Source organism: Sporosarcina sp. BI001-red, assembly GCF_003384035.1.
In the GTDB taxonomy this organism is placed as follows: Bacteria; Bacillota; Bacilli; order Bacillales_A; family Planococcaceae; genus Sporosarcina.
Window position 1 is genome coordinate 272,860 of the sequence record NZ_QQAK01000011.1, and the last position, 16,866, is coordinate 289,725.

Here is a 16,866-nt window from a genome sequence, read left to right on the forward strand (position 1 = left end):
CAATAGAAGGTGAACAGCGCGACTGAAAATACCTTGCTCTATGCTTTCTGTTTCACTTATAATAGTATTTACTAAACATTTAGAAATTATCGAAAACAACTGGAGGGATTATGAATGCGCGTACGTGACTTACTTGTTTCTAGAAATTATGTAACGACTGTTAATGACAAAGATACTGTAACTGAAGCACTCGATAAAATCAGGAAAAGTGGTTTTCGATCTGTTCCTGTCGTGGATGCCAATGACACCTACAAAGGAATGATTTACAAGATCCACCTTATTGAATACTTGTACGAACAGAATGGTGACGCAGATGCCACTCTGGATACGATTGTGAAGCACCAGGAGGATTCTATTGAAGAGACTTCCTCATTTTTGGATGCACTCTTAAAAATCAAAGCACTTCCTTTCATTTCTGTTACCGATCACGGCAAACTCGTCGGTATTCTGACACACAACAAAATTGAAGGTGTGTTTCAAGATGCATTTGGTGTCAACACGGGCGGTTTGAATCTAACTATTTCATCTACGGAAGCACGTGGAATGATTGAAAAACTTGCTCGTACACTTCGAGGAGAAAACATTGAGGGTATGCTTACGCTCGATAACGGATCCGTACTTGTAAGACGTGTTGTTCTAACTCTTGAAGGTGAAAAAACAGAAGAGGAAATCGAAACGCTTCGTGCGAAACTTGAGAAAGCTGGTTTCCGTATTCTTCAGATGGAACGTCTTGAAAGACAAGTTTAATAAAAGAAACGGACACTTCCCAAGGTAGGGTTGTGTCCGTTTTTTACTCGTTATGCTGCTGGATCTTCCACTTTAAGTGAAGGTCCATCTTTTGGTTTTAATATGATCGCAACGATCGTCATAATGACAACACTAAGCACCAATGTTGAGCCAATAAAGAAGTACTGGAAACGGATTGTAGGGTGTCCCATCGTACGTGCGATAGAATCTAGTACAAGTGGCGAACTGAACTGACCGATATAAATACAGCTAGACACAACTGCAATGACCCGATCACTGTTCAACGGGTTGACTAAACCTAATGCTTTGACGTTTATAAGAGGGAACAAAATACCTTGCCCTAGACCCACGAAACAAACAGCTGCTAGAATCACAGGAATGGAAGACGTTAGCGCGAGAGTTCCGAACGCTAAGCCCATAAACAAGAGACTTACAGGAATGAGAAACTTCTTTAACGCATCCTGAAGTTGTGCAAGCGTCAAGCTCGTTATCATTCCACCAATCGTCGTAAACGATATGACTGCCCCTGCAACGCTAGATCCCCCGAGTTTCCCTTGTTCCAAGAAGAGCGCCATATTGGTCGCAATTCCATAATAGACGAGCATAATGCTCCCTGAGGCAAGTGCGTATCCATACACCGAAAGAGGCAATCTCTTTTTAGGACCCGATCCGTGAGGCTGAACAGGATCATTCTTCGGCAGGAAGAAGTAGACGAGTATGAAGATGATCACGCCCATCCAATAGACGTTAAAAGGTACCTTCCAGCCAAATGTTGCAAGAAACCCAGCAAGCGTCATTGTGACAATTCCTCCGAGGTTGCTGAATGCAGAACTATACCCCATCATCTTCACTTGTTCTCTTCCTACAAAGTGGTCGCTAATAAGCGAAATAGATAGCGGCATGACGAGTCCTACACCAGCGCCAAGTACAAATCGGAAAGCGAGTAATGTCTCAATTGTATTTGTGAATTGAGCACCTACACCACTGATGATATAGATCGTCAAGCCAATCATAACGATTGCACGTTTGGATATTTTGGTCGTTAAATAACTGGATACAAATGAAAACGGAATAATGATTAACGATGGTGCCGTTAAAATAAGTTTAATTAGAATTGGATCGGCGTCTGGAAAGTTCGAAGCAATCAAACCGACCGCCGGTGAAATTGCGGCACCTGCCATTACGGTTGCCATTGCAATCGAAATAATCGTTGGTGCTAACATTCTTTTGTTCATTAACAGGCTCCTCTGTTCTCTATTTTTTTCAGCTGTCTCAATACTTTGTCAGTGGACAGCTCCACTGGGTTTTCTGTTCGTGCATTCCATAATAATAGTCCGTGAGCTAACGACAAATGATAGGTAGCCAATTCTTCAGGATCCCCTTCTATGAAGTCCCCTTCTTCTTGTCCTGTTTTAATAATGCTGCCAATCCCATCCACAGCTTCTTTATACAATGCAACAATTTCTTGTTTGGCAAGCTCATTCAAATGATCTGAATACAGAGCTTGGAGGACAAGAATATGTCGGTAAACCCCTTCTCGAATTGAACCAGAATGTGTGGCATCCGTCAGCCATTCCATTTTGCTGAGTGCTGTCATTTCGAATTCAGTTGCCTGTTCCACCAACTCGACAAAATCGTATAAAATATCTCGGATTACTTCTATATACAATTCTTCTTTTGAGGCAAAGTAATGATAAAAAAGTCCGTGACTGAGTTTTGCGTTAGAAGTAATATCACTGATTTTTGCAGCAGCAAAACCCTTTTGGCTGAACATCTGAACTGCGGAACGTCTCAATTCTTGCTGACGCTGGTCGCGGATCTCCTTAAATTGCTCCTTATTTCTAGGACTCATTTTAGGTTTTCACCGTCCCTCTTTTATTGGTTGACTGACAAGTCAATGTTGAACAGTATATGTATAAGAAAACTAGGTGTCAAGTGCCTCTGTATAATTTTCATGGTATCATTCACTCAATAACCGTTTAACATAGACACTTATAGGGTACTTTAATAAGTTGAATGGAGGTGTTGGTGTGATTAAGATTTCCATCCGCAGAACGTATCGGTTTCAAGAGATTGTCAATACGTTTTTAAAAAACGGTTTCAGCCATGTACTATTTCGGTTAGGTATTACAGAACGTAGAGCTGCCGCAACGATGAAAAACGAACCAATGGACACGAACCTTCAACACATCGGGCAAAAGTTGAATCGGACATTACAAGAACTCGGTCCGACCTTCATAAAGTTAGGACAGATAGCAAGTACACGACGCGATTTAGTTCCCCTTGAAATCATTCGAGAACTAGAGAAACTCCAAGACCACACAGACCCCTTTTCGTTTGATGAAGTCCAGCAAATTATTGAAAAAGAGTTAGGAAAACCGCTGAACGAACTATTTGAATCATTCAATGACAAACCACTTGCGACTGCATCAATTGGTCAAGTACATCAAGCTTTTTTATACACCGGTGAGAAAGTGGCTGTAAAAGTACAACGCCCTGATATCCGACAAACAGTAGAGACTGATTTGTCTATCCTGAAAGAATTAGCCTCTATCGTAGAAAACAACACGGATTGGGGTAAGATGTATGGCGTTCGTGCAATTATTAACGAGTTTGCGGACTCACTACTCAGTGAACTCGATTACGAAAACGAAGGGAGAAATGCTGAACGAATCTCGCGACAAGCGAAAAAAGATCCTTTTGTGTACATTCCAGAAATACACTGGGATCTTACCTCCAAAAAGGTTTTGACGATGGAGATGATCGAAGGAATTAAGTCCAATGATATCCATACTCTGGATGAAAGAGGATACGATCGGGAATTAGTTGCAAGAAGACTCGTGCACTCCATGTTTAGTCAAGTGCTCGATCACGGATTCTTCCACGGTGATCCCCATCCGGGAAATATATACATAATGCCCGGGAATGTTATTTCTTTTATCGACTTTGGAATGATTGGAGTCATGGATGATGATCTCAAACTCCAATTCGCAAAACTAATTATGGAATTGGAACGCGGTAGCACAAAAGGCATTATCAAAGTATTGGATGCAATGGGGATATTGCAAGACGAAACAGACATCAAAAGCCTGCAAAAAGATTTAGGGATGCTCAAAACAAAATATTATGATGTCTCTTTACAAAACATGAGTTTAGGAGACATTTTCATGGATCTGTTCGGGGTTGCCTATCGTCATCAGATTAAGATTCCTAGTGAAATCACAGTACTAGGGAAAACCATATTAACGCTAGAAGGGTTAATTTCAAAGTTAGACCCTCATATGAGCATCATGGATGGCGTAGAACCCTTTGGGAAGAAACTCATTAGAGAGTATTACAGTCCCACTTCCCTTCTAAAATCCGCTTGGGAAAGTGTGAGTGAAAATGCAGAGATTCTAGCGAATATCCCTCGTGACTTCAAAGATATTAGTACTGCAGCAAAAAAAGGGAAATTGAAACTGGACATTAACTTAAGGCAGACCAGCTTCATTCTTCGGCGCATGGATATCATTAGCAACCGACTTGCATTCAGTGTCATACTTCTTGCATTCAGTATTCTTATGACCGGTTTGATCATCGGATCCGCTATCGCTGGAGAAAGTAATATGCTATTGAATCTACCTGTCATTGAAATCGGTGCGATTGTTGCATTTTTAATGTTTGTATTTCTTCTCTTTTCCATTTTCAGATCTGGAAAAATGTAGCGGCTAGTCAAGTCTTTAGAGACTTAGTCGCTTTTTCACACACCTTAGCAAGTAACCTTTATTACTAGACAATTAGGACTATTTTTTTGCTATTTTCAAATATTAAGTTTAGAGTTGTCTATGGAATAATTTTAAAAATGATGAAGGAGGAAGCCAGTTGATAACATTTAAAAACGTGTCTAAAAAATATCCAGATGGATTTGAAGCACTGAAAAATTTGAACTTTGATATTCATCAAGGTGAACTATTTGTACTGATTGGACCAAGTGGTAGTGGGAAAACGACCACTATGAAAATGATTAATCGTTTAATCGAACCTACTGGTGGAGATATTAAAATTGATGAAAAAAGTGTCTCCTCAGTCAATCCTGTAGAGCTGCGGAGAAGTATCGGCTATGTGATTCAACATATCGGTTTGTTGCCACATATGACCATCCGTGAAAACGTCGGGCTTGTTCCCCAACTCAAAAAGATGGAGGAAAAAGACTATCACCACAAAGTGGATGAGCTGATGACAATGGTTGGATTGGATCCAGTCATATATGCAGATCGTTATCCTCAAGAATTGAGCGGAGGGCAACAACAGCGGATCGGTGTGATTCGTGCGATGGCCGCAGAACCTCAAATTATTTTAATGGACGAGCCATTCAGTGCGCTTGACCCTATAAGCCGTGAACAACTACAAGATGAATTGGTCAAACTTCAGCGCGATGTAAAAAAGACGATTGTGTTCGTGACACACGATATGGATGAAGCTCTTAAAATAGCAGATCGTGTTTGTATTATGAAAGATGGTGAAATTGTACAAGTCGATTCTCCTGAAGCAATTTTACGTCGTCCAGCCAATGAATTTGTACGGAATTTCATCGGAGAAGATCGCTTAAACGAAGCGGTTGTACTTCCCCCACTCGAATCTCTTCTTATCAAACCCATCTCTACTCTTTACAAAAGAGGTCTAGCAGGAGCACTGAAAACGATGCAAAAAAAACGAGTCGATACCTTGATTGTCGTTGACGAAAACGATCATTATCTTGGTGTAGCCTCTATTTGGGATGTGCAAAAGCATTTCAATGACGAATCTCTTACGTTAAACGACATTAAAAAAACAGATCATCAGAAGTTCTATATTGACGAACCCGTCGCAGAAATTTTCACGAAGCTAAATGAATCAGGTTATTGGTTTGTCCCTGTAGTCGATCGGAATGAAAAGCTACTAGGTCTCGTCAGTCGCTCGAGTCTCGTTGAGTACATCGTTGATGAGCTACTCTAATCTGAAGGATAGGATACATATTGACAGGAGGTCTTTACTATTAACGAAATATGGAATGATACAGTAGATGTCTTTACGAATCGATGGCCCACAATTTGGAGCCTATTTCTTGAACATGCAACCCTTTCTTTAATCTCCATCGGAATCGCAATCCTCATTTCAGTGCCCTTAGGTATCATTTTGACACGCAACACAAAAGTAGCCGAACCGATCATAGGGATCGCTTCTGTACTTCAGACAATCCCAAGCTTGGCCTTGCTTGTGTTCCTTGTCCCGTTTATGGGGACAGGCAAAGCACCTGCAATTATTGCGCTCACCATTTACGGCTTACTGCCAATTTTGCGCAATACATATATTGGTATACGTGGCGTTGACCGTGCTACTGTAGAAGCGGGTATCGGTATGGGTATGACGAGCCGACAAGTGCTAACTATGGTGGAATTACCGCTTTCGTTAGGTGTTATCATGGCAGGTGTCCGGACAGCAGCCGTTTTAATCGTCGGTGTTGCTACCATTGCTGGGCTGATAGGAGCCGGTGGACTTGGTGATCTCATTTTCCGCGGTTTACAAACGTACAATTCAGGACTTATCCTTGCAGGCGCTATCCCCTCTGCATTGCTAGCTATCGCGCTCGACTTCATCTTAAAAAAGGTAGAGACTATGGCGCAACCAGGTAAACTTTCTAGCAAAACAAAAAAGAACATAACACGCGGTGCAATAGCTGTTGTAGTAGCCGTCGTCCTAGTGGTTTCCATCACCTCTTTCACAGGTGGGAATAAGGATACCATAACGATTACAGGTAAAAACTACACCGAACAAGAAATCATGGTTTATGTGCTTGGCCACTTGATAGAAGAGAAAACGGACTTGGATGTTAAATACGAATCATTCCTTGGTGGTTCCACGCTCGCTTTCGAAGGGCTACAGCAAGGCAGTTATGATGTCTATGTAGAGTACACAGGAACTGGGTTGATGAACTATTTGAAAGAAGATGCCATTAACGATCCGGACGAAGCGTATGAGTACGTGAAAAAAGTATTTAAAGAAAAATATGACCTTGTCTGGCTCGATCCAATTGGCTTTAACAATACGTATACACTCACTGTGCGTCAGGAAGATGCAGACAAATACGGACTAGAAAAAATGTCCGACTTGCAACGGACCGCAGATTCCATGGTCCTAGGATCAGAACCCGAATTCCAGGAGCGAAAAGATGGATATCCCGGTTTCCAAGAACTTTATGGGTTCTCTTTTAAAGATGCAAAAACAATGGATACAGGCATTATGTATAGTGCCATTAAAAATGGTGATGTTGATGTCATAGACGCTTTCGGAACCGATGGACGTATCCCAGCGTTCAACTTAAAAGTGCTAGAAGATGACAAAAAACTATTCCCCCCTTATTACGCAGCTCCGCTCATCCGTCAAGATGTGCTGGATAAGCATCCAGAATTAGAAGAGGTTCTAAATATGCTAGCTGGTAAAATTGATACTGAAAAGATGCAAGAGCTAAACGCACGTGTTGATATTGATAAAGAACAATACGAAACTGTGGCAGTGGACTTCTTAAAGGAGTCAGGTTTGATTGATTAATTTATAAAAAACCACGTAGAAAAGGTAAGCCCCTTTCTACGTGGTTTTTTTATGGAAAGTCGATTGTTCAGACGATGAAATATGCAATGACGGATAGTAAGATTGATGTGATGGTCATGGCAGCGAGTGGGCGAAGCGCACGCGCTCGCAAATCGCGAAGACTTACATTCAATCCAAGTCCAACCATAGCCGCTGTTAAGAGCCAAGTTGTTAATACTGATATGAATTCATAGACTGCATCGGATACTGGAATGATCGGTCCAAATACATAACTTCCGAGCACACTTAAAATGATGAAGCCCACTAGGAACCATGGAAACTCGATTTTCGAATCCCCTTCGTCTGCTCCTTTACTTTTACGTTTCATAATTGCGATAAAGATGAAGCACAGTGGAACAAGTAAGAACACGCGACCAAGCTTAGCAAGTAGTGCGATCGCAAGTCCATCTTCACCTGCAGGAGCTCCTGCTAGCGCAACATGCGCGACTTCATGCAAGCTGATACCTGACCACATTCCGTATTGAATTGCATCGAGAGGTAAGAATGGACGTAACACGGTATAGCCGATAGCAAAGACTGTACCCATCAAAGCGATGATTCCGACACCGATTGCTGTGTCTTCGTCTTTTGATTTTACGATTGGTGCTATTGCGGCAATCGCTGCTGCGCCACAAACTCCGGTCCCGACACCCAATAAGAGAGAAATATTCATATCTGCTTTAAACATCTTGGCTAGCCAAAGTGTCATGAAAATCGCAAAGATGATAACGCCGACATCACGGGCAAGCAATCCGAGTCCATCACTGAATACGGTGTCGATATTAAGTTTAATGCCGTACAAAATAATGGCTGTTCGCAACAAGCGTTTAGATGAGAAGGCAATACCCGACCGAATCGCTTCCGGATATCCGAAAAACTGACGGAACACAACTGCAATGATGATTGCAGATGCCATTTGCCCAATATGGTCAAACCCCGGGAGCTTCGCGAGTAGATAGCCTAAAAATGCAATGAAAAATGTAAATGCAACCCCGCCGATCCAAGCAGTCGATTTCGATAACTTTTTGGGGGATGGGGATAATGACGATGAATTCATGGGTAACACCTCCTTGGGTTAAGTATACGCTGACAGTTTCCATAAGGAAAATAACATTATATAATAGCTATCATAAGTAAATAGATATATGAGAAAGGAGTGATCACATGGACCAGAGTTTAAACGTTTTTGTCACGGTCGCCGAAAAGAAAAACTTTTCACGTGCAGCGGAGGACCTCCATATGACACAGCCCGCTGTGAGCCAGTATATCCGTTCCTTGGAAGAGACGATGAATGTGCGCTTGCTCGAAAGGACGAACAAATACGTCAGACTGACAAAGGCTGGAGAAATCGTTTACCACCATGCGAAAGAAATTGTAGGATTATATGGTCGCATGCATCACTTAGTTAATGACTTATCCCACGTGGCAAGCGGAAAACTCTCAATTGGAGCCAGTTACACTTTTGGTGAATATGTACTTCCTCATATCTTGGCTCGTTTGTTGGAAGTCTATCCTCACATTCAGCCGGAGGTAACGATTGGAAATACTGCTGAAATTGCAGATCTCATTATAAGTCAGCAACTTGATGTAGGGATTGTTGAAGGTCGATTCAAAGAAAACCGAATGCTGACCACACAAGATTTTGCAGAAGATCGGATGATCGTTGTCGCTTCAGCAGGTCATCCCCTAGCGTTAAGGACAGAGGCAATCGAGTGGGGGGAATTGGCTGAACTCCCTTGGATAATTCGAGAAGAAGGATCCGGCACGCGTGAAGCTGTGGAATCTGTTTTTGAACGCAACTCGATCACGCCTGCCCGTACGATGCAGTTCAGTAGTACTCAGCCCATTAAGGAAGCCGTGGAAGCAGGGTTAGGAATTAGTTTGCTATCAGAGTGGGCTGTACAAAAGGAAGTCCGTTATGGCGATTTAGTGCGTCTATCTGTGAAGAACTTACCATTTGTGCGGCAATTCTCGATTGTGACCAGTTCACCGTATCAGACAAAGGCGTTACAAGTTTTTTTGGAGCTTCTGCTTAATAATCGGAAGTTGACATTGTTCCGGGAAAGTTAATGAAAACCCACCTGACTCTGGGTTGTGGATTTAATTTTCGAGGATATCCGTTACAGCGCATGATTTCTCCGACAGATCTGGCTTTTTTTCGATAACGGGACACAAGTCAAGTGCGTTAAAGGATTAATTGGTAGCGCTGTGCTTGTTAAGTGATTGAGGATTTCTCTGTAAAGGAGGCTTTATGGGTTTCATGAGTGATGGGCTGGCAATCCAGGAAAATTTCAAATAAAGTTTGGGAGTTATGAGCGTTTTCTCTAGGTTATGATCACTTTCTGCGAGTTATGAGCGCTTTCTCTGGGTTATGATCACTTTCTGAGATTTATGAGCGCTTTCTCTGGGTTATGATCACTTTCTGTGATTTATGAGCGCTTTCTCTGGGTTATGATCACTTTCTGTGATTTATGAGCGCTTTCTCTGGGTTATGATCACTTTCCAAGACTTATGAGCGCTTTCTCTGGGTTATGATCACTTTCCAAGATTTATGAGCGTTTTCTCTGGGTTATGATCACTTTCCCCGAGTTATGAGCGCCTTCTCTGGGTTGTGATCACTTTCCAAGATTTATGAGCATGCTATCATACACGTCTGCACCTTAGTATTTCATTGCAAGGAAAAAAGGGCTTTGCAAAAGCCCTTTCCACTTGAATCACTTAATTAACTTGCCTGGGTTCAATACATTCCCTGGATCCAGTACCTGCTTGATTTTCAGCATGACGTCGTACGCAGCACCGTGTTCATCTCGCTGGTATTTCTGTTTGCCAACGCCAACACCGTGCTCGCCTGTACAGGTTCCACCACAAGCGAGCGCGCGACGGACGATGGTTTCATTGTATTCATCAGCGACCTTGAGTTCTTCATCATTTTCATGGTCAATCATTAGCAACACGTGGAAATTACCATCCCCAACGTGTCCTACAATTCCACCTTCAAGACCTGTGCGGTCCAGTTCCTCGCGTGCAAAGACAACAGCTTCTGCTAGTTTGGAAATCGGTACACATACATCCGTCAGCATCATCTGTTTGCCTGGGAATCCATGTGTATAGGCGTATGCGGCATTGTGGCGAGCTTCCCACAAACGATTGCGACTTGCAGTTTCTGTTTCGAACAAAATTTCTTTGCAACCGAAGTCTGCGACAATTTCTTCTGTAAAGGTAACGTCTTGTGCGAGACCGGCTTCGTTGCCATGAAACTCTAAAAAGAGGGTTGGCAATTCCTCGTAGTCCGTTTCACTGTACGCATTTACTTGACGAATGGACTCCGTATCAACCAGCTCCACTCGCGCAATGGGTATACCCGCTTGCAAAATTGCAGGCACAGCTTCAATAGCATTCGTAATCGATGTGAATGTTGCGCGAGCTGCTGTGGTCACTTCCGGGATTCCGAACACACGAAGTGTTAGTTCCGTAAAACATCCGAGAGTTCCTTCTGAACCGACAAATAATCCATTCAGGTGATACCCTGAGGATGATTTAGCTGCTTTGTTCCCCGTGTGAATCACAGTTCCATCCGCTAGAACCACTTCCAAATCTCTCACCTGATCACGCATAACTCCGTATTTTACGGATGTCGTTCCACTTGCATTTGTTGCCGCCATACCACCAAGTGTGGCATCTGCTCCTGGGTCGACAGAGAAGAATAGCCCATGTTTTTTTAACTCTTTGTTCAAAACAGAACGAGTCACTCCAGGTTGCGCAGTTACCAGCATGTCAGATGGATTCACTTCTAGTATTTGATTCATCTCACTGAAATCGATTGTAATCCCATGATCATAGGGGATTACGTGACCTTCCAGACTGGAGCCAACGCCAAATGGAACGACAGGGACGTTTAATTTCCCTGCTGCTTTTACAATACGGCTCACCTCTTCAGTGGTCCTAGGAAACACCACAAGATCCGGGAGGCTTGGCGTATGGTAAGATTCGTCCTTGCTATGTAAGTCTCGTACTGTTTCGTTTTGCGTTACTTGCCCAATCTCTAAAAACTCGGTCAATTCAACAAAAAGTTGGTCAATTAAAGTAGTCATTCGATCAATTCCTTCCTCATTTAATTTAAATACAATTTCAACAATTATAACTCATTCTGAACTCGTTTGTAATTTAATGAGCGGGGAACACTATAAGGAATGTATAAATCATAGGAGGTCATCATCTTGAGAAAATCAGCATCTATTGCAGGAAGCATTCTTGCGACAGCCCTACTTTTAGGTGCATGTGGTAACAACGACACGAGCACAGAAAAGAACACAACCGGTACGGAAGATACGACGACTGGGTCTGGAACTGTCAACGATGAGTCCGCTAACAAATCCTCTTCCGATACAAACGATTCCTCTACAACTAATAACTCAACAGTCTCAGACAGCGATCAGAACTACATGAAAGAGAAAATGGACAAGCTGACCTATGATGAATTTGAGTTGGAAGTCGATTATGGAAAAGACAAAGAATATGAAATCGAAATCGAGCAAGACAACGGCAAGGTAGAATCGACCGTTGAGGATGAACTTTCCAATACCAATTTAAAAGGTCGGGAAGCGTTCGATGAAATTTATCCGAAGTTGGAAAAGCTGGACATCACAGAAACCACTTCAAAAGAGCAAGCCATTCAACAAGCATTGGACGCGTTCAATTTGAAAGACGATTACGTCAAATTTGATATTGAAATCACAATGCCTGATGGCCAAAAAATCCAATTCGAAGATAAAAAATAAGTAAAAGCGGAACCGTCAATTCGGTTCCGCTTTTCTTTTTTAGCTATGTGCTTGTACAAATTCAATAATTTTCTCGGATGTTTCCATCTGGAGAATTTCCGGGATATATCCTTCCCATTCCGCTTTAGAAAGATCCGCGAATTGAGCACGTGCTTTCAAAATGCTCGACGGGCTCATTGAGAACTCATCCAGTCCCATACCGAGTAAAACAGGGATGGACAGTGGATCTCCCGCTACTTCACCACACATACCAACCCACTTGCCTTCTTTATGGGCGGCTTGAATCACGTTATGAATGAGGCGTAACACAGACGGATGATTTGGCTGATACAAATACGAAACCGTTTCGTTCATGCGATCTGCCGCCATCGTATATTGGATCAAATCATTTGTTCCAATGGAGAAGAAGTCTACTTCTTTTGCAAACAAATCGGCAATGACAGCAGCTGCAGGAATTTCAAGCATCATCCCTACTTCATACGTATCACTAATTTGAACGTTTTCAGCTTGTAGCTTCTTTTGTTCTTCGAGTAGCATGCCCTTTGCGCGTCGGAATTCTTCTAGCGTCGCAATCATTGGGAACATGATTTTCAAGTTGCCGTGGACACTCGCGCGCAGCAATGCGCGTAACTGCGTACGGAACATTTCTGGATGTTCAAAGCAAAGACGAATGGCACGCTCGCCTAGGAATGGGTTCATCTCTTCAGGAGTGCTGAAATAGCTTAATTCTTTGTCCCCGCCGATATCGAGTGTGCGGACAACCGTTGGACGGTCTCCCATGGATGTCAGAACGGTTTTATAAGCATCGTACTGCTCTTCTTCCGTAGGGAAATCACTTTTACCCATGTAAAGGAACTCTGTACGGAATAAGCCGACACCTTCTGCACCGTTTTTATCTGCTAATGGTAAATCATCAGTCGACGCAATATTCGCGCCCACTTCAACATGATGTCCATCACTTGTAACCGTCGATTCAGAAACAAAACGCTTCAACAATTCCTTGTCTTGCTCGAACGTCGTTTTCTTCGTTTCATAAGTCAGCTTTTCTTCATCAGTCGGCTCTAGTAATACTGTTCCGTCTGTTCCATCGATAATCAGAGAGGTTCCTTGTTCAATCGATGCCATAGCCGTTTTCGTTCCGACAACTGCTGGAATCTCTAGCATTCTTCCTAGGATTGCAGAGTGCGATGTACGCCCTCCAATGTCAGTGACAAATCCTTTGACGAATTGCTTGTTCAATTGTGCCGTTGCAGATGGAGTTAAATCGTCTGCAATAATAATCACTTCTTCATTGATTGTAGAAGGATCGGATACATGGACGCCTAACAGTTTAGCCAGGAGACGCTTAGTTACGTCGCGCACGTCTGCAGCACGTTCTCTCATATATTCGTTGTCCATTGACTCGAACATTGCCGTGAATGTATCTGCAGCCTGTTGCAAGGCAAATTCTGCATTGATGCCTTGTTCGATGCTACCTTTGACGCTGCTCTCAAGCTCAGGGTCGTTCAATACGAGTAAGTGTGCGCTAAAAATGGCCGCTTTGTCTTCTCCGAAGTTTTCGGCTGCTTTTGCTCGAATCTCTTCTAGTTCAACTGCAGCTTCATCTTTAGCAGCTTCAAAACGGGCAATTTCCAGTTCCGGTTGCTCGATAGTCAGTTTTTCGACTGTCAGGTCAGGCGTTTCCAGACGGTACGCTTTGGCGATCGCTATGCCGTCGGATACACCGATCCCTGTAATAGTTTGTTTCACTCGCCAATACTTTCTTTTTTCATAATGTCATCCACTTTTGCGATCGCCTCTGACTCATCTGCGCCGTCTGCTGTGACTTCAACTTGCGCACCGGATTCAATACCCATGCCCATGACGCCCATGATGGATTTCAAATTGGCTGTGCGCTCTTTGTACGTAATCGTGACCTCTGACTTGAATGGTGTTACTGCTGACACGAGCATTGAGCACGGACGTGCGTGCAACCCTTCGCTACTTGTAATTGTGTACGTCTTCTTTTCCATAACTAAATCTCTCCTTTTAAGTCAAAAATCGATGCGGTCGCTGTAGTGGGCGACGAGTGCATTATTATGTGTATCGTTGCCCTCTATATTACCGCTTTTAAAAACAGGCGGTTCCATTCCATTCTCACTCATTCGCACAACAACCTCGCAGAACAAAGCGTGCAGCAACGCATTCCCAATTACTGAGGATGCAGGACCGCATTGTATTCCGTCGATGTGCATAATTCCGTCGCCTGGAAGGACTTTTGTATCCAGCACAGTAGACACTAATGCTTCCAGTCGTTTGCTTGAAGAATGACGAGATGGATGTTCTTTTTCAGTATACAATAAAGACTGAATGGAAACCGTATAAGCGCCTTGCGTATTCGCATATTCTGCCATATCAATGGGTACGGGGTTACGCCCTGAATTTGAAATGATGATAACGACATCTTCCGGCCGTATATCTAGACTAGTTAAAAAGGTTTTGCTGAACTCAGGATCTTTCTCGTTTTTAGATGAAAGTAGCGCTCCTTCGTGCAACATAAGTGGCCCAATAGAAATTGGCTGAACACACGCTAGACTTCCAGCACGGAAAAACCCTTCTTGTGCGAGCAATTGGGAATGGCCCGATCCGAAGAGATGGATGATACCGCCTTCCGCTATTCGATCAGCTAGTTGTGCAGCTGCTTGTTCCACTGCCCCTTTTGCTTCATGACCCGCTTCTGTTATGAGGGCCGTAATCTCGCTTATATATGAATTCAAGGTATTCACCTTCCAATTTCACTAATGAATTTATATCTGTCTGCACGATACGTACTTCGAACGACTTCAAAAATGCGACCATCCTCAAGTGTACTCACGCGTTCGATAAGTACAACTGCAGCAGGAAGCGCTATTTGTAAGTATCCAGCGTCCTCAGTTTTTGCAAGAGCCGCTTCCATCCGCTGTGTCGCCTGACCGATCACAAGTTTCTCCTGTAGCTCGATGAATGCATATAAGGAGCCTTGCAGTGCTTCTTCTGTAAGCCTAGGAAACAATTCCACAGGCAAATACGATCGTTCAATCGCCATTGGCGTTGCATCAGCATAGCGAATGCGGACAACTTTATGAACAAATGCTTCAGGGGAGATTCCGAGTCGTGCGGCAATCTGAGTGTCTGGATGGATTTGGCTAAAGCTAATCAGCTTCGTCCCAGGAACCAAGCCTCGCTCTTTCATGTCTTCAGTAAAGCTCGTTAATCCGTTAAGTGGCTGTTCCATCTTTTCTTCCGCCACAAACGTACCACGACCTTTTTCACGGTATAACAACCCGTCCTTCACTAAGTTTGTAAGTGATTGACGGACTGTCATACGACTAACGCCAAACATGTCCGTCAATTCACGCTCAGATGGGATAAGGGACTTTACGGGATACACACCTTGTGAAATTTGCCCCTTTAAATAATCTTCAATTTGAACGTAAATCGGTATGGCCGATTGCTTATCTAGCATACCTGCCACCACCAATCGAATTTTTCAAACACATCATACCTTCCTATTATGATCATACCCGACTACACCGCCACAAATCGTATGCATGACTGTCCACTCTTTATCGAGAATCACGACATCCGCATCATTTCCAGCAATCAGACCGCCTTTTTTCGCTAGACCCAGTTGACGAGCTGCGTTTCCAGAAGTGATTTTTGCCACATCGAGTGGACTGATTCCTAATGTACGGACGACATTTTTGACGGCATGTTCCATCGTTAAAATACTTCCAGCAAGTGTACCATCTGAAAGGCGCGCATCTGTTTTTGTTACATGGACAGGTTGACCACCAAGATCATATTCTCCCGGTTCGAGTCCTTTGGCACGCATTGCATCCGTTATGAGGATAAGTCTGTCCGCACCTTTCACCCGGTATGCCATCTCAACTGCTTTAGGATGGCTGTGGATGAAGTCTGCAATTACTTCTGCACTTATTTCGTTTACGAGAAGTGCCCCGCCGATCGCACCTGGCTCACGATGATGGAAGGGAGACATCTGGTTATATAGATGCGTAGCTTGCACAGCTCCCGCTCCAGCAGCCTCTTCCATTTGGGCGATTGTTGCATCGGTATGACCCATGGATGCAACAATGCCTTCAGATGCAAGTTTACGGATGAATGACATTCCATTCTCTTCTTCCGGTGCGAGTGTCACCATGCGGATTTTGCCTTCAGCTGCCCGCTGCCAAGCATCAAACTGTTCGGCATCAGGAGGGCAAATATATTCTATAGGCTGGGCTCCTGCACGCTTTGGTGATACGAATGGTCCTTCTAGGTGAACACCCAGCATGTGGGCTTGTCCAGCCTTCGTCGTGAATGCTGCCGCATTTTTCAACGCAGCTTCAATCGCCCCAGGTGATTGCGTCATTGAAGTCGCTAAAAAAGAGGTCGTCCCTTCTTTTGGAAGGACGTTCGCCATCGTTTCCAATGCTTCAGGTGTAGCATCCATCACATCTGCTCCAGCTGCTCCATGGATGTGCATGTCGATGAACCCCGGCAGCACGAAGCCACCTTGAGCATCAATCTGTTGATCAGCTTCCCTAGAAATGGATGTTCCAACTTCCTGAATCACTCCATTTTCTATGAACATTTGTCCTTTCTCAAGGATTCCACCTGGTGTTACTACGGTTCCGTTTGTCAGTAATAGTGTATTTGTCATTGCTGTCCGCTCCTTAAGAAAATACGCCGGAAGAGTGACTGTCGTCTCTCCCGC

At 43.5% G+C, this 16,866-nt stretch carries 15 protein-coding genes; 6 read left to right on the forward strand and 9 right to left on the reverse strand.

Annotation, left to right across the window (positions count from 1 at the left end; genetic code table 11):
- Positions 1-114 precede the first annotated feature (114 nt).
- On the forward strand, positions 115-747 hold the full coding sequence (locus DVB69_RS08475) for a CBS domain-containing protein (protein ID WP_116018498.1): 633 nt from the start codon (positions 115-117) through the stop codon (positions 745-747).
- A gap of 50 nt (positions 748-797) precedes the next feature.
- Here DVB69_RS08475 and DVB69_RS08480 read toward each other — a convergent pair whose 3' ends face one another.
- Entirely contained in the window at positions 798-1,982 is a 1,185-nt protein-coding gene (locus DVB69_RS08480) for an MFS transporter (protein WP_233505355.1), read from the reverse strand.
- Positions 1,982-2,599, reverse strand: a complete 618-nt coding sequence (locus DVB69_RS08485) for a TetR/AcrR family transcriptional regulator (protein ID WP_116018500.1) — start codon at positions 2,597-2,599, stop codon at positions 1,982-1,984. The genes DVB69_RS08480 and DVB69_RS08485 overlap by 1 nt, the downstream gene beginning before the upstream one ends.
- A 178-nt stretch (positions 2,600-2,777) precedes the next feature.
- Here DVB69_RS08485 and DVB69_RS08490 point away from each other — a divergent pair, with 178 nt between their 5' ends.
- From DVB69_RS08490 to DVB69_RS08500, 3 genes are all read left to right on the forward strand, one after another.
- Positions 2,778-4,451, forward strand: a complete 1,674-nt coding sequence (locus DVB69_RS08490) for an ABC1 kinase family protein (RefSeq protein ID WP_116018502.1) — start codon at positions 2,778-2,780, stop codon at positions 4,449-4,451.
- 157 nt (positions 4,452-4,608) lie between these two features.
- Positions 4,609-5,721 (forward strand): ABC transporter ATP-binding protein, encoded by a 1,113-nt coding sequence (locus tag DVB69_RS08495; RefSeq protein ID WP_116018504.1) that lies wholly within the window; start codon positions 4,609-4,611, stop codon positions 5,719-5,721.
- 180 nt (positions 5,722-5,901) lie between these two features.
- Entirely contained in the window at positions 5,902-7,314 is a 1,413-nt protein-coding gene (locus tag DVB69_RS08500) for a glycine betaine ABC transporter substrate-binding protein (RefSeq protein ID WP_233505356.1), read from the forward strand.
- Positions 7,315-7,381: 67 nt separating this feature from the next.
- On the opposite strand, the gene DVB69_RS08505 is transcribed toward DVB69_RS08500, so the two are convergent.
- Complete coding sequence (locus tag DVB69_RS08505; protein WP_116018508.1) at positions 7,382-8,410, reverse strand: YeiH family protein; 1,029 nt, start codon at positions 8,408-8,410, stop codon at positions 7,382-7,384.
- 107 nt (positions 8,411-8,517) lie between these two features.
- On the opposite strand from DVB69_RS08505, the gene DVB69_RS08510 reads away from it, so the two are divergent.
- Positions 8,518-9,423, forward strand: coding sequence for a LysR family transcriptional regulator (locus DVB69_RS08510; protein WP_116018510.1), 906 nt, complete (start codon positions 8,518-8,520; stop codon positions 9,421-9,423).
- A 644-nt stretch (positions 9,424-10,067) separates the two neighbouring features.
- Here the strand turns inward: DVB69_RS08510 and DVB69_RS08515 are convergent.
- A complete protein-coding gene (locus DVB69_RS08515) occupies positions 10,068-11,444 on the reverse strand; it encodes an FAD-binding oxidoreductase (protein ID WP_116018512.1) in 1,377 nt (458 codons plus the stop codon).
- Positions 11,445-11,570: 126 nt separating this feature from the next.
- On the opposite strand from DVB69_RS08515, the gene DVB69_RS08520 reads away from it, so the two are divergent.
- Positions 11,571-12,131 carry a YusW family protein gene (locus DVB69_RS08520; protein ID WP_116018514.1) on the forward strand — a complete coding sequence of 187 codons (561 nt, stop codon included), beginning with the start codon at positions 11,571-11,573 and terminating at the stop codon, positions 12,129-12,131.
- A gap of 39 nt (positions 12,132-12,170) precedes the next feature.
- Here the strand turns inward: DVB69_RS08520 and ptsP are convergent, their stop codons facing one another.
- Genes ptsP through nagA form a run of 5 tightly spaced genes read right to left on the reverse strand, consistent with a single transcriptional unit; the run spans position 12,171 to position 16,812 of the window.
- Positions 12,171-13,880, reverse strand: a complete 1,710-nt coding sequence (gene ptsP, locus DVB69_RS08525) for a phosphoenolpyruvate--protein phosphotransferase (RefSeq protein ID WP_116018516.1) — start codon at positions 13,878-13,880, stop codon at positions 12,171-12,173.
- Positions 13,877-14,143, reverse strand: a complete 267-nt coding sequence (locus DVB69_RS08530) for a phosphocarrier protein HPr (protein WP_116018518.1) — start codon at positions 14,141-14,143, stop codon at positions 13,877-13,879. The genes ptsP and DVB69_RS08530 overlap by 4 nt, the downstream gene beginning before the upstream one ends.
- Before the next feature lie 21 nt (positions 14,144-14,164).
- A complete protein-coding gene (locus DVB69_RS08535) occupies positions 14,165-14,887 on the reverse strand; it encodes an SIS domain-containing protein (RefSeq protein ID WP_116018520.1) in 723 nt (240 codons plus the stop codon).
- A 5-nt stretch (positions 14,888-14,892) separates the two neighbouring features.
- Positions 14,893-15,615 (reverse strand): GntR family transcriptional regulator, encoded by a 723-nt coding sequence (locus tag DVB69_RS08540; protein WP_116018522.1) that lies wholly within the window; start codon positions 15,613-15,615, stop codon positions 14,893-14,895.
- Between the two features lie 33 nt (positions 15,616-15,648).
- A complete protein-coding gene (gene nagA, locus DVB69_RS08545) occupies positions 15,649-16,812 on the reverse strand; it encodes an N-acetylglucosamine-6-phosphate deacetylase (RefSeq protein ID WP_116018524.1) in 1,164 nt (387 codons plus the stop codon).
- Positions 16,813-16,866 lie beyond the last annotated feature (54 nt).